A 13805-nucleotide genomic window follows, 5' to 3' on the forward strand; every position below is an offset into this window, starting at 1 on the left:
ACCGCGCTTGTCGCCGGCGCCGGACGCCCATAGCCGTACCGGGCTGACGTCATGGGGCCGGTGCGACGGCGTCGCGGGGCTCGTGTGCCTGCGATGAGGACGACGGAGACGGTGCGGCGGCGGGTGACCGGCGCGAGAGCAGGTATCCCGTCAGGGCGGCGAGCAGGCCGGCCAGGCCGGCTGCCGCGAAGCCGCCCGCCGGCACGGACGCGTCGATCGCCACCCCCACGACCGGGGCGCCGAGCGCGAAGCCCGCGCTCGCCGCCGAGGCCTGCAGGCCGCTCGCCTCACCTCGCACACCGGCCGGCGTCAGCCGGCTCACCGCGTCGGAGACCGTGGAGAGGGTCGGTGCGGTGAGCAGTCCGGCACCGATGACGGCCACACACAGCCAAGGCCAGTCATGGGCAAGTCCGGCCGGAATCGTCACCAGCCCGAGCACGCCGAGCAGCAGCCAGGTGGGCATCGGCCGGGGCAGCGCTCCGTACACCAGACCGCCTACGACGGACGTCACCCCGAACACGGCGACGACCATGGCGGCCCACGAGAGCTGACCGGCTTCTTGGAGAGTGGCGACGATGGCCAGGTCGATGCCGCTGAGCAGCATCGCGACGCCGAACCCCATCGTCAGAACGGCGACCATGCGCGCTCCCAGCCACTCCCGGCGCCGGGGCCGGGCTGCTGCGTCGCCGTCCGCCTCGTCCTCGGCCCGCATCGGCGGGTTGAGCAGGGCGATTCCTGCCCTGCCGGCGACGATCGCGGCGCCCACTCCCCATGCCACCACGCCGGGGGACATCTTCGCCGCGCAAAGGATCACCACCGCAGGGCCCACCATGTACGACAGTTCGCCCGCCACCGACTCCAGCGCGAACGCCGCCCGCCGCTGCCCTGTCGTCGTCATCGCGGTGATCGCCTGCCTGGTGACCGATTGGATTGGCACCATCAGCAGACCGGCGGCGAAGGAGGCGCCCAGCAAGATCACGTACGGCTGTACGGGCACGGTGAGCCAGAACACGATCTGCGGCGCGACCGTGGCCAGCAGCACGGTACGCAGGCCCCGCCGGTCGATCATCCGGCCCAGCAGCGGCCCGCCCAGCGCGACACCGGCGGTGAGCGTCGCCGCCACGGCTCCCGCCGCCGCGTAACTCATGTCGAGGGCAAGCACGACGTACATCGTCAGCGCCATCGCGTCTGCCGTGATCGCGGCACGAGCGAGCAGCGAAATGCCCAGCAGTGGCGTCATCCCCGGCACCGCGAGCACCTGTCGGAATCTGATCACCGTTTTGACGGTAAATCATCCTCTTTGCCATAGGAAGTCGTCAATTCGTTGGACCGGGCATAATGAATACTTATGGCACGTGATCTCGAGACCGCATTGCTGCGGTCGTTCGTCACCGCCGTGCGAGCGGGCAGCATCAGCCGTGCGGCGGCCGCGCTGGGCCGTACCCAGCCCGCGCTCAGCCAGCACTTGCGCAAGCTCGAGAGGGCCGTCGGCAGTCCGCTGCTGCACCGGGCGCCGTCCGGCGTCTCGCTGACCAGGGCGGGCGAGGAGCTGCTGCCCTACGCCGAGCGCATTCTCGCGTTGTCGGCCCAGGCGCTCACCGAAACGGGACGTGCGCTCACCGGGCATTGCGGCGTGGGACTCCTCGAAGATCTCGCCGCTTCCCGCCTTTCTCAGGCACTCGCCGACCTCGCGCGGCTGCACCCCGACGCGACGCTGGAGGTGCTCAGTCTTTCCAACGCGACGATGCAGGAGGCCTACGACACGGGCCGTGTCCAGCTCGTGCTCGACGAGGTCCCCGATCTTCCCTGGCCGCCGCGCTGGACGGTGCGTCTGCCGCTGGTCTGGGCGGTCGGGCAGGGTGTCGCCGTTGACGCCGATCCGCTGCCGGTGGTGCTGTTCTCGAACACGTGTGCCTGGCGAACGTCGGTGCTGGAAGCGCTGGAAGGCACCGGGCGGCGCTGGCGGGTGGCGTTCGAAAGCAACAGTCTCGCCGGAGTGCTCGCCGCGCTGCGGGCCGGGCTCGGGGTCGGGGCGCTCATACCCGCCACCCTCGAGCCTGCCATGGCCTGCCACGAAGCGGCCGCGTTGCCTGCTCTGCCGGACGTCGAACTCGGCCTTGCCCGCCGCCCCGGTACCGAAGGTGATGCGCTCATCGACGCCGTGGAGACCGCCCTGCGGCGGATGATCTGAGCTGCCCGCGGAGACGCTGTCGGCGCTGCCCAGGAAGGTCAGCGAAAGCGAGAAATGGCACGGACCCGGAAAGGGGGCGCGCGATGACCGGCGATGCTAGAGTGGAAAACTTAGGCACGCCAAAAAGAGGCTGCTAAACCTCCACAGTCGGATGGTATCAATCACATGTCGATTCGTCAAGATGGGGTTGCCGAGGCCATCAGGACCGAGCAGGCGCGCGTCACCATGCTCTACGACCGTCTCGACCTGGCCAGACGGCGGGCTGAGCAGGCGCTGGGCGAGGTCTTCGGGCGCGGCGGCGCGGTCGCCAACGTGCAGGGGAGAGTCGAGCGGGAGGTGGCCGCCGCCGAGCAGTGGCGCAGGCTGGCGCAGTTGTCGGGCGTCGAGCGCGGCCTGTGCTTCGGCAGGATCGACGACGCCGACGGCGTCACCACCTACATCGGCCGCATCGGGCTGCGCGACGACGAGCACGAGTCGGTGCTGATCGACTGGCGGGCCCCTGCCGCCAGGCCGTTCTACGTGGCCACGCCGGGCGATCCCGGCACGCTGGTGCGCCGCCGTCACCTGCATCTGAGGGAGCGCACCGTCATCGGCCTCGACGACGAGGTCTTCGACCTGGAGCGGATGAGCGAGAGCGACAGGCGCTCCCTCGTCGGCGAGGCGGCGTTGATGGCGGCGCTGCGGCGGGGCCGTACCGGGCGCATGAGTGACGTGGTGGCCACCATCCAGACCGAGCAGGACCGGGTGATCCGCTCGGACCTGCAGGGGGCGCTGGTGGTGCAGGGCGGCCCCGGCACGGGCAAGACGGTGGCGGCGCTGCACCGCGCGGCCTACCTGCTGTACGCGCACCGCGACACGCTGGAGCGGCGCGGCGTGCTGGTCGTCGGGCCCAACACGATGTTCCTGCGCTACATCGAGCAGGTACTGCCTGCGCTGGGCGAGACGCAGGTGGTGATGGCCACGGTGGGGGAGCTGTATCCCGGTGTGCGGGCCGTCGCGGCCGACCCGCCGGCCGCCGCGGTGGTCAAGGGCGACGCGCGGATGGCCGGGGTGGTGGCGCAGGCCGTACGGCGGCGGCAGCGGGTGCCGGAGGGCGACCTGGAGATCGAGGTCGACGGGGGCGTGGCGAGGGTCGCGCACGAGACGTGCGCGCGCGTCAGGGACAGGGCCAGGGCGGTACGGCTGCCGCACAACATGGCCCGCAAGCTGTTCGTCACCGAGATGCTGCGGGAGCTGGCGCGCGACCTGCTGGTGAGCCTGGATGACTCGCTCGCGCTGGAGAACTTCCTGCCGGCAGAGGCGGTGGCGGCGCTGGAGAAGGAGCTGCCCGGCAGGCAGGAGCCCTACACCGAGCAGGAGCTGGCCTACGAGGCCGAGCGGCTTTGGGATCTGCCCGAGGTGCGCGCGGCGCTGGAGGCGCTGTGGCCGGAGCTGACGCCGCAGCGCCTGGTCTCAGAGCTGCTGTCCAGCCCCGAGACGCTGGCCGCCGTGGCGGGCGACCTCGACTGGCGGGCGATGGTACGGCCGGCGAGCGCGCCGTGGACGGTCGGCGACGTGCCGCTGCTGGACGAGGCGGCCGAGTTGCTGGGCGAGGACGACTCGGCGAGCAGGGTGGCGGCGCGCAGAGCGGGTGAGGCCAGGCGGGAGGCCGAGCTGTACGCCGGTGAGGTGCTGGTCTCCACCGGCCTGGCCGAGGAGGGCGTGATGGTGGCGTCGGCGCTGGCCGACAGGCACGACGACGATGGTGCGGCCCTGACGACGGCCGACAGGGCGGCGGCCGACCGCACGTGGGCCTACGGGCACGTGATCGTGGACGAGGCCCAGGAGCTGTCGCCGATGGCCTGGCGGGTGGTGATGCGCAGGGTCCCGGCCCTGTCGCTGACGGTGGTGGGCGATGTGGCGCAGACCGGCTCGGCGGCCGGGGCGCGATCGTGGGCCGAGATGCTGGAGCCCTACCTGGCCGGTCGCTGGCGGGAGGAGCGGCTGCTGGTCAACTACCGCACACCGGTGGAGATCATGGAGGTGGCCGCCGACGTGCTGCACGCCGTCGACCCCCTCCTCGAACCGCCCGAGTCGGTACGGCGGGGCGGGGCGGCGCCGCTTGCCGTACGGGGCGGGCCCGAGCAGGTGCCGTTGCTGGTGGAGGCGGAGAGGCGCGAGATCGGGGAGGGCAGGGTCGGGGTGGTGACCTCCGACGCCGTGCACACGCGGGTGGCGGCGCTGGTGCCCGGCGGTGACGACCTCGACGCGCCGGTGGTGGTGCTGACGGTGACCCAGTGCAAGGGCCTGGAGTTCGACTCGGTGGTCGTGGTGGACCCCGAGGGGATCCTGCGGCAGTCGGCCAGGGACCTGTACGTGGCGGTGACGAGGGCGACCAGGCGGTTGACCGTGCTCTGTCCCGATCGGCTTCCCGAAGTTCTCCGACGCTTGAAATCTACTTTGTAAAGGCGGTTGGCGGGGCGACCTTCGGTCGCCCACCCTAAGTGGACTAAAGACCTTCGACAACAAACAGGTGCGGCGTGGTCGTGGTCAGCGCGGTGAAGCCGAGGCGGCTCAGGATGGGGCGGCTGTCGTCAGAGGCGTCGACCTGCAGGTAGCGGTAGCCGTGGGCGGCGGCGATGCGCGCGCGGTAGGCGACCAGGGCCCGGTAGATGCCGCGTCCGCGCCAGTCGGGTACGGTTCCGCCGCTCCAGAGGCTGGCGAAGTGGGTGCCGGGGTGCAGGTCGAGGCGGGCGGCGCTGACGGGGCGGGTGCCTGCCATGGCGACGACGGCGGCGAGGGTGTCGGGTGCCTCGGCGAGTTGGGTGAGCAGGCGGTGCTTGATGTGGGTGGCGGTGGTGTCGAAGGCCTGCTGGTGGACCTGCATCATGAGGTCGACGTCTGCGGGGTCGGTGACGGGGTGCAGGTGGATGCCGTCGGGTGGCGGGGTGGTGGTGGGCAGGTCGCTGATGGCGGCGACCATGAGTGTTTCGGTGGGTTCGGGGGTGGCGCCTGCGGCGATGAGGCGTTGGGCGAGGTCGGTGGGCTGGTCGTGGGCGTAGAGCTTCCATTCGAAGTCGTGGCCGAGTGCGGCGAAGTGGCTGATCTGGTTGGCGATGGCGGTGTCGGCGGTGGTGTGGTCGAGGTCGCTCCAGAGGATGCCGTTCCAGCCTTGGCGGGTGCTGGTCTGGCGGAGGACGCCGTCGGTGAGGTGGAGGGTGGCGTGGGCGTCGTCGGGTTGGGCGTGGCGGCGCATCTGGTCGTCGAAGAGGGCGAGGGTGTCGTGGGGGTTCATGGGTGTTCCGGGGTTCCTGCGGTGGCGTGGGTGGTCATGGTTGGTCCTGGGTGATGTCGCGGAGGCCGTTGAGGAGTTCGGTGGTGGTGGGGAGGTCGCCGAGGATCATGAGGGTGAGGGTGGCGCGTTCGGTGTCGTAGCGGGTCTGGACGCGGAGGCCGTGGGTGGTGTTGAGGGTGGCCATGATCCAGTTGGTGAGGCGGTCGGTGTGGGGGGCGCTGATGGCGTGGATCTGGATGGTGGTGGAGACGTCGGTGTGGCGGTGGCGGATGGCGGTTTCGTCGGGTGGGGGGAGGGGGGTGCCGGTGAAGGTGTCGAGGTCGTGGCGGGCGATGCGGTATTGCTTGCCGATGCGGGTGGCTTTGAGTCGGCCGTCGCGGACGTAGCCGCGGATGGTTTTGACGTGGAGGCCGAGGAGGTTGGCGACTTGTTCGACGGTGTAGGGCTGTTCTGGCATGGCGTGGTCCTTCCCTTTTCTTCCCTAAGGTAGTGGTGTGGGGAAGGGTGAGGGCGGGTTAGGCCAGGTCCCAGAGCAGGCGGTAGTAGGCGATGCGTTCGGGGTCGGGGTCGATTCCGTAGGCGTCGTAGAGGATGCCGTCGTAGCCGGGGCCGTAGTCCTCTTCGGTGCTCCAGGCCGCTACGGCGAGGTCGGCCCATCGGTCGGCGACGCCGAGTGAGCCGAGGTCGACGTGGGCGGCGAAGGTGCCGTCGTGGTGGAGCAGGGTGTTGGGGACGCAGGCGTCTCCGTGGCAGACGACGAGGCGGTCGATCGGGGGTGGTTCGGCGAGGCGTGCGCGGGCGTGTTCGGGGTCGAGGTGTCGGTGTTCGGGGAACCAGTCGGCTGGGCCTTCGCCGTCGGCGAGGCGTTCGTCGGCGCGGGTGAGTCGTCGTTGGACGCTCCAGTCGAAGGGGCAGTCGTCGACGGGCAGGGCGTCGTGGAGGAGTCGTAGTCCTCGGCCGATGGCGGCGGTGGCGGTGGCGGGGTCGGCGATCCATCGGGGTTCGACGGCTGATTGGCCGGGGACGGCGGCGGTGAGGAGCCAGGCGCCGTCGGGGTTGGTGCCGTGTTCGATGACGGCTGGGACGCTGGCCCATCGCTGTGCCCAGGCGAGGCGTTGGGCTTCGGCGGGCAGGTCGATCTCTGGGGTGCCGGTGGCGACCCATTTGGCGTATCGGGTGGTGCCGTTCGGGTTTTCGAGGCGGAAGGTGAGGCCGCCGAGTTCGTTGCGCCAGACGGGGGTGATGGTGTCGTCGCCGGCGAGGGTGGTGACGATGTGGGGGACGGTGACGGGGCCGGTGGGGATCTCGGAGGTGTGGGGGCCGCTCATGATGACGGGATCTTTTCAGGGTCGCGGCGTCGGCGCTATCGGGTTTCGGGCTGCGCTTTTGCAGGGCGTATGCGGGGCGTGCGTCGCATGCCCCACCCCTGTGGCCGGGGGTGGCGGGTGTCGTCAGGTTGTGGCGTGCAGCCGGGCGTCGAGCGCGTCGAGGTCGGGCAGGAACCAGATGTGGTCGGCCTGGTTGGACTCGTGGACGAGGTCGCGTAGGGCGGAGCTGGCTTCGAGGTGGCGGGAGATGTCGCCGATGACGGCCAGGCGTAGCCGGTAGTTGACGAATTTCTGCATGACCTCGCCGGCGAAGCGGGTGCTGAGGGTGAAGAAGCGCTGGTCGAGTCGGTCGGCGGGGATGGCGATCATCTGGGCGCCGAGGAAGGCTGCGCCGATCAGGTCTGTGGCGTCCTGGAGGGTGGTGAGCGGGGGTCCGGCGGGGTCGCAGATCAGGATCTGGAGGCCGGCTCGCTGCTGCATCTCGTCAGGCATGGCGGGGCTGTGGGTTGTGTTTCGTGGTTTTCATGCGGTCCTCGTGGGTCGTTGATTCCTTCAACGTTCCCTAAAGTACGCCATTGAGGGAGTGATGGGGAAGTTCAGTGGGCTGCGGTGGTGTTCTGGCGGGGGAAGGGGAGTTCGGCCGCGATGGCGGCGATCTTGGCGGTGATGTCGGCCAGGGAGCGCAGGGAGTCGAGGTCGAGCCGCTCCATGATGCGCCGGTAGTTGCGTAGTCCGGCGTCGTTGATCTCTTCGACGAGGGCGCGGCCGGCGTCGGTGAGCTGGACGCGCCGTACGCGCCGGTCGTGGGGGTCCTCGTTGCGGGTGACGAGGCCGTGGCCGACGAGCCTGTCGACGATGCCGGTGACGGTGCCGAGGCCGACGCCGAGGTTGCCGGCGAGGTCCTGTCCTGAGGCGGAGCCTGCGCATGACAGGAGGATGACGACTTTGAGCTGCCGCATGGTGAGGTTGGAGTCGAACAGGGGTGAGCGGTCCTGGGCCAGGAGTCGTCCGAGGCCGCGTTGGGTCTCGCTGATCTGGCGAATCAGGGTTTCGCGTTCGTCGTCCACTCTCACCTCTCGCTTCCTGAGAAGGTTATCAGGAAAGACACGGTCAGTTAAATATTCGCTCAAGGCGAAGTGTTAGTCTGAGGCGAATTCTTTTTGTCGCTTCCCCCGTGAGGACCGGATGACTGCTCTGGCCCGGTTGAGCCTCGCCAACCGAAGTCTCGTCATATTGGTGGCGATCGTGTTGAGCGCGTTCGGCGCCTTCACCATTCCGCAGCTCAAGCAGCAGTTGCTGCCGTCGTTGTCGTTCCCTGGCGCGTTCGTCGTCGCGCCCTACCCCGGGGCCTCGCCTGAGATCGTCGAGGATCTGGTCACCAAGCCGATCGAGGACTCCTTCGCCGGCATCGACGGCATGGAGGAGATGACCTCGACGTCGAAGGAGGGGATGGCGCAGATCCAGGTGGCCTTCGCCTACGGCACCGACATCGACGACTCGCTGGCCAAGATGCAGCAGGCCGTCAGCCGTATCCCGCTGCCCGACGGGGTCGACCCGCAGGTGGTGGCGGGCAACACCGACGACATCCCGGTGCTGGTGCTGGCGGTGGGCGACGGCGGTGACGAGCGGCAGATGGCCGACAGGCTGCGCCGCGTCATGGTGCCGGAGCTGCAGGGCATCGAGGGCGTGCGCGAGGCCGACGTCACCGGCGCCAGGGACGAAGAGGTGGTGATCACGCCCGACGCCAAGAAGATGGCGAAGAAGGGTGTGTCGCCGGCGCAGATCCCCGAGGTGCTGAAGGCGAACGGCACGCCGGTGCCGGCCGGCACGCTGACCGAGGACGGTAAATCGCTGACGGTCCAGGTGGGCGAGCGGGTGGACTCGATCGAGGCGCTGAAGGACCTGTATCTGACGCCCGCGCCGCAGCCGGCGCAGGCGCAGCAGGCTCCTTCGCAGGCCTCTCAGCAGCAGACGGGCAGGCCCACCGGCCAGCTCGGCCGGCCGCAGGCCAACCCGGCCACCCCGGTCAACCCGGCCACCCCGGTCAACCCGGCCACGCCGGCTGTCGCGCCGAAGCCGCCCAAGCCGGTGAAGCTGGGCGAGGTGGCGAAGGTGGAGCGGCGCAAGGCCGAGGCCACGACGCTGACGCGGACCAACGGCGAGCCGAGCCTGGGCGTGTCGGTGACGATGACGCCGGACGGCAACGCGGTGAGCATCTCGCACGCCGTACGCGACAGGCTGCCGGAGCTGGGGGCGGCGCTCGGCGGCGCGGCGGTGACGGTGATCTTCGATCAGGCGCCGTACGTGGAGCGCTCGATCGAGTCGCTGACGACCGAGGGTCTGCTGGGTCTGGCGTTCGCGGTGCTGGTCATCTTGGTGTTCCTGCTGTCGGTGCGTTCGACGCTGGTGACGGCGGTGTCGATCCCGCTGTCGGTGGTGATCGCGTTGATCGCGTTGTGGGCGGGTGACTACTCGCTGAACATGCTGACGTTGGGTGCACTGACGATCGCGGTGGGCCGGGTGGTCGACGACTCGATCGTGGTGCTGGAGAACATCAAGCGGCATCTGGGTTACGGCGAGCCGAAACGGACGGCGGTGACCGCGGCGGTGCGTGAGGTGTCGGGCGCGGTGACGGCCTCGACGCTGACGACAGTGGCGGTGTTCGCGCCGATCGCGTTCGTGGGCGGCATGGTGGGTGAGCTGTTCGCGCCGTTCGCGATCACGGTGACGGTGGCGCTGCTGGCTTCGCTGCTGGTGTCGCTGACGGTCATCCCGGTGCTGGCCTACTGGTTTTTGAAGGCGCCGGCGCTGGAGCCTGAGGAGGCCAGGGCGGTCAGGGAGGCGGCCGAGGCCAAGGAGCTGCGCAGCCCGCTGCAGCGCATGTACCTGCCGGTGTTGCGGTTCGCCACGCGTCGCCGTCTGGTGACGGTGCTGATCGGTGTGGTGGTCTTCGCCGGGACGATGGGCCTGGCGGGCAGGCTGGAGACCAACTTCATCGACTCCTCGGGTCAGGACACGATCTCGGTGAGCCAGCGGATGCCGGTGGGCACGGATCTGGCCACGACCGACGCGGCGGCCAAGAAGGTGGAGCGGGTGCTGGCCGAGCTGGAGGGCGTGCGTTCCTACCAGGTCAACGTCGGCGGCGGCAACGCGATGATGGGCGGCACGGGCGGCGGCGCCGATCGGGTGTCGTACTCGCTGACGGCCGAGGAGGGCGCTGACACGGCGGCGCTGCAGGAGCGGCTGCGTGCCGAGCTGAAGGAGCTGTCGGGTGTGGGTGAGGTGACGGTCGGCGGGCAGGGCGGCGGCGGCTTCGCCTCCGACTCCATCGACGTGATCGTCCAGGCGCCGGACTCGCAGACGCTGGGCCGCGCGGCCGAGCAGGTGAAGGCGGCGATGGGCGAGCTGCCGCAGTTGCGTGACGTCTCCTCCAACCTGGAGGGCAGCGCGCCGCGTATCGAGGTGGCCGTCGACAGGGAGAAGGCCGCCGAGAAGGGCGTGAGCGAGGCGCAGGTCGGGCAGGCGGTGGCGCAGGCCTTCCGTGGCGCGCCGCTGGGCCAGCTGACCTTGGACGGCATCTCCAGCGATCTGATCCTGCGCGGCGACGACGCGCCTGCCGACGTGGAGGAGGTCGAGGACCTCAAGGTCGGGCCGGTCAAGGTGTCGCAGGTGGCGAAGGTGTCGCAGGTGGACGGGCCGACGCAGATCACCAGGATCGACGGTGAGCGCTCGGCGACGGTGTCGGCCAAGGCGGCCGCCAGCGACCTGGGCAGCGTGACGCAGACGCTGACGACCAAGCTGGACGCGCTGGCGCTGCCGGCGGGTGCCGCCTACACGATCGGCGGGGTGTCGGCCGACCAGGCCGACGCGTTCGCCGACCTGGGGCTGGCGATGGTGGCGGCGATCGCGATCGTCTTCATGATCATGGTGGCGGCGTTCAGGAGCTTCGTGCAGCCGCTGATCCTGCTGGTGTCGGTGCCGTTCGCGGCGACGGGCGCGATCGGGTTGCTGCTGGCGACGGGGACGCCGATGGGTGTGCCCGCGCTGATCGGCATGCTGATGCTGATCGGTATCGTGGTGACGAACGCGATCGTGCTGATCGACCTGATCAACCAGTACCGCGAGCAGGGCATGGGCGTGGTGGAGGCGGTCATCGAGGGCGGCAGGCGCAGGCTGCGGCCGATCCTGATGACCGCGGTGGCCACGATCGGGGCGCTGGCGCCGATGGCGCTGGGTGTGACGGGCTCGGGCGGGTTCATCTCCCAGCCGCTGGCGATCGTGGTGATCGGCGGGCTGATCTCCTCGACGCTGCTGACGCTGGTGCTGGTGCCGACGCTGTACACGATGGTGGAGCGGACCAAGGAGCGGCTGCGCCGCGCTCCGGCCGCGCCCGCGCACGCCAAGGAGAAGGTGGGCGCCCCGGCCTAGCGCCTGAGCACGAACGATGAGGGGGCGGTCCCTGCCGGGGCCGCCCCCTCATCGCATGCGCGGGGGCGGGCCCCATACACTGGGGCAACGTGACGTCCAAGCCGTTGATCCCCAATGTCCTGGCCGCCCGCTACGCCTCCGGCGAGCTGGCCCGCCTGTGGTCTCCCGAGTACAAGGTGGTCGCCGAGCGGCGGCTGTGGCTGGCGGTGTTGAGGGCGCAGGCGCAGCTGGGCGTCGCGGTGCCGCAGCAGGCGATCGACGACTACGAGAAGGTCGTCGAGCAGGTCGATCTGGCCTCCATCGCCGAGCGGGAGCGGGTCAGCAGGCACGATGTGAAGGCCCGCATCGAGGAGTTCAACGCGCTGGCCGGGCACGAGCACGTGCACAAGGGCATGACTTCGCGTGACCTGACCGAGAACGTCGAGCAGTTGCAGATTCGCGACAGCCTGCTGCTGGTGCGTGATCGGGCGGTGGCGTTGCTGGCGCGGCTGGCCTCGCTGGCCGAGGAGCACGAGGCGACGGTGATGGCGGGCCGTTCGCACAACGTGGCCGCGCAGGCCACGACGCTGGGCAAGCGTTTCGCCGGAGCGGCCGACGAGCTGCTGGTGGCTTTCGCGCGGCTGGAGGAGCTGATCGGGCGTTACCCGCTGCGCGGCATCAAGGGTCCTGTCGGCACCGCGCAGGACATGCTCGACCTGCTGGGCGGCGACCGGGCCAAGTTGGCGGCGCTGGAGGAGCAGGTGGCCGCGCACCTGGGCTTCGAGCGGCGCTTCACCAGTGTGGGGCAGGTCTATCCGCGTTCGCTGGACTTCGAGGTGGTCACGGCGCTGGTGCAGTTGGCGGCCGCGCCGAGTTCGCTGGCCAAGACGATCAGGTTGATGGCGGGGCACGAGCTGGTCACCGAGGGTTTCAAGGAGGGTCAGGTCGGCTCGTCGGCGATGCCGCACAAGATGAACACCCGCTCGTGCGAGCGGGTCAACGGCCTGACGGTGATTCTGCGCGGGTATGCGTCGATGACCGGTGAGCTGGCCGGCGATCAGTGGAACGAGGGCGACGTGTCGTGCTCGGTGGTGCGCAGGGTGGCGCTGCCGGACGCGTTCTTCGCCTTCGACGGGCTGGTGGAGACGATGCTGACGGTGCTGGCCGAGTTCGGCGCCTTCCCTGCGGTCATCTCGGCCGAGCTGGATCGCTATCTGCCGTTCCTGGGCACGACCAAGATGCTGATGGCCGCGGTGCGGGCCGGGGTGGGCCGCGAGCAGGCGCACGAGCTGATCAAGGAGCACGCGGTGGCCTCGGCGCTGGCGATGCGTTCGCAGGGGGAGGCCAACAGGCTGCTGGAGCGGCTGGGCGGGGATGAGCGCTTCCCGCTGGATGAGGCGCAGCTGCAGGCGTTGCTGGCCGACAGGGTCTCCTTCACGGGCGCGGCGGCCGACCAGGTCGAGTCGGTCTCGCAGCGGGTGGGGGAGATCGTGGCCCGCTACCCGCAGGCGGCCGGCTACGCGCCCGGCGCCATCCTGTGATCGTCGAGCTGACCTCGCTGGAGCAGGTGGCGGCCGCGTGCGGCGACGACGACCTGGTGGTGTGGGCGGCTCAGGACCTGCGTGGCGGCGCCAGGGCGTGGGCTTTGCGGGAGTCGTCGGGCGAGGCGGTGGTGGCTGCGGGCCCGGGGGTGTCGCTGCGTGACAGGCTGGCGGTGTGGGGCGCGCCCGCGCAGGCATCCACGCTGGTACGGCACGCGCTGGCCGAGGTGGGCGCCGGCTTTCGCCCGCTGGGTGAGGCGGAGCTGATGCGGCGCGTGGTGGCCGAGGTCGAGCCGCTGCGGTGGGTGGCGGGCTTTTCCTGGATGAGCCTGGACCATGTGCCTGTGGGTCCGGCCGACGGGGTGTCGTGGCTGGAGGGCTCCTTCGAGGAGGAGATCTCCAAGCTGCTGGCCGTCCATGCCCCCGACTCCTATGCCGCTCCCGGCAGGCCGGGGGTGACGCGGTGGGCTGGGCTGCGGGTGGAGGGCAGGCTGGCGGCCGTGGCCGCCGACGCGTGGAGCGCGCCGTCGGTCGGGTTCTTGGCGGGGGTGGCCACCGACGCCGCCCATCGGGGCAGGGGGCTGGCCGGGCGGGTGTGCAGGTGGCTGAGCGGCAGGCTGGTGGCGGCGCACGGCAGGGCGGCGCTGATGGTCGATGACCACAACGCCGCCGCGCTGGCCGTCTACGAGCGGCTGGGCTATCGGCGGCTGCCGGTGGCGGCGACCGAGGTGGCCGCCTGAGGCTCGCCCGCGTCGCTCCTTCGGCGCTGCTGGCGGCGTTCGAACCAGACGGTGGCCAGCGGCGGCACCGAGCAGGCCAGGCCGAGCACGGTGGCGGCTCTGCTCCAGCCCTCCTGGCGGGCCAGCAGCAGCACTGCGGCCAGGTAGAGCACGAACAGGCCGCCGTGGACGGGCCCGAAGATCTTCACGCCGAGCTCGCCGGCCTGCGCGATGTATTTGACGTACATGCCGGCCAGCAGGCCGACCCAGGAGCAGGCTTCGGCGATGGCGACGGCGCGGAACAGGCGGAGCACAGGAGGCGACCCTTTCGCTGGTGTGGTGGTG

The 13805-nt window shown here is 70.4% G+C and carries 12 protein-coding genes; 5 read left to right on the plus strand and 7 right to left on the minus strand.

What is annotated here, in order from left to right; all coding sequences use genetic code 11:
• Nucleotides 1-49: 49 nt before the first annotated feature.
• Nucleotides 50-1276, minus strand: a complete 1227-nt coding sequence (locus tag ABFX55_RS03685; RefSeq protein ID WP_346117601.1) for an MFS transporter — start codon at nt 1274-1276, stop codon at nt 50-52.
• 72 nt (nt 1277-1348) lie between these two features.
• Here ABFX55_RS03685 and ABFX55_RS03690 point away from each other — a divergent pair, with 72 nt between their 5' ends.
• Together ABFX55_RS03690 and ABFX55_RS03695 are read left to right on the plus strand one after the other, a co-directional pair.
• Nucleotides 1349-2191 carry a LysR family transcriptional regulator gene (locus tag ABFX55_RS03690; RefSeq protein ID WP_346117603.1) on the plus strand — a complete coding sequence of 281 codons (843 nt, stop codon included), beginning with the start codon at nt 1349-1351 and terminating at the stop codon, nt 2189-2191.
• Between the two features lie 165 nt (nt 2192-2356).
• The gene (locus ABFX55_RS03695) at nt 2357-4636 is read left to right on the plus strand and encodes a HelD family protein (RefSeq protein ID WP_346117605.1); all 2280 of its coding nucleotides are present in this window, start codon (nt 2357-2359) and stop codon (nt 4634-4636) included.
• Nucleotides 4637-4679: 43 nt separating this feature from the next.
• Here ABFX55_RS03695 and ABFX55_RS03700 read toward each other — a convergent pair whose 3' ends face one another.
• From ABFX55_RS03700 to ABFX55_RS03720, 5 genes are all read right to left on the minus strand, one after another.
• Entirely contained in the window at nt 4680-5465 is a 786-nt protein-coding gene (locus ABFX55_RS03700; RefSeq protein WP_346117607.1) for a GNAT family N-acetyltransferase, read from the minus strand.
• A gap of 34 nt (nt 5466-5499) precedes the next feature.
• Nucleotides 5500-5922, minus strand: a complete 423-nt coding sequence (locus tag ABFX55_RS03705; protein WP_346117609.1) for a helix-turn-helix domain-containing protein — start codon at nt 5920-5922, stop codon at nt 5500-5502.
• 58 nt (nt 5923-5980) lie between these two features.
• Nucleotides 5981-6793 (minus strand): aminoglycoside 3'-phosphotransferase, encoded by an 813-nt coding sequence (locus ABFX55_RS03710; protein WP_346117611.1) that lies wholly within the window; start codon nt 6791-6793, stop codon nt 5981-5983.
• Nucleotides 6794-6916: 123 nt separating this feature from the next.
• Nucleotides 6917-7285 (minus strand): DUF4180 domain-containing protein, encoded by a 369-nt coding sequence (locus tag ABFX55_RS03715; RefSeq protein ID WP_346117612.1) that lies wholly within the window; start codon nt 7283-7285, stop codon nt 6917-6919.
• Nucleotides 7286-7389: 104 nt separating this feature from the next.
• Entirely contained in the window at nt 7390-7866 is a 477-nt protein-coding gene (locus tag ABFX55_RS03720; RefSeq protein ID WP_346117614.1) for a MarR family winged helix-turn-helix transcriptional regulator, read from the minus strand.
• A gap of 112 nt (nt 7867-7978) precedes the next feature.
• On the opposite strand from ABFX55_RS03720, the gene ABFX55_RS03725 reads away from it, so the two are divergent.
• From ABFX55_RS03725 to ABFX55_RS03735, 3 genes are all read left to right on the plus strand, one after another.
• The gene (locus tag ABFX55_RS03725; protein WP_346117616.1) at nt 7979-11221 is read left to right on the plus strand and encodes an efflux RND transporter permease subunit; all 3243 of its coding nucleotides are present in this window, start codon (nt 7979-7981) and stop codon (nt 11219-11221) included.
• 89 nt (nt 11222-11310) lie between these two features.
• Complete coding sequence (gene purB / locus ABFX55_RS03730) at nt 11311-12741, plus strand: adenylosuccinate lyase (protein ID WP_346117618.1); 1431 nt, start codon at nt 11311-11313, stop codon at nt 12739-12741.
• Nucleotides 12738-13481, plus strand: coding sequence for a GNAT family N-acetyltransferase (locus ABFX55_RS03735; protein WP_346117619.1), 744 nt, complete (start codon nt 12738-12740; stop codon nt 13479-13481). The genes purB and ABFX55_RS03735 overlap by 4 nt, the downstream gene beginning before the upstream one ends.
• Here ABFX55_RS03735 and ABFX55_RS03740 read toward each other — a convergent pair.
• The gene (locus ABFX55_RS03740; protein ID WP_346117621.1) at nt 13439-13774 is read right to left on the minus strand and encodes a DUF3817 domain-containing protein; all 336 of its coding nucleotides are present in this window, start codon (nt 13772-13774) and stop codon (nt 13439-13441) included. The genes ABFX55_RS03735 and ABFX55_RS03740 overlap by 43 nt on opposite strands.
• Nucleotides 13775-13805 lie beyond the last annotated feature (31 nt).

This window comes from Nonomuraea roseola, assembly GCF_039535395.1.
Lineage (GTDB): Bacteria > Actinomycetota > Actinomycetes > Streptosporangiales > Streptosporangiaceae > Nonomuraea > Nonomuraea roseola.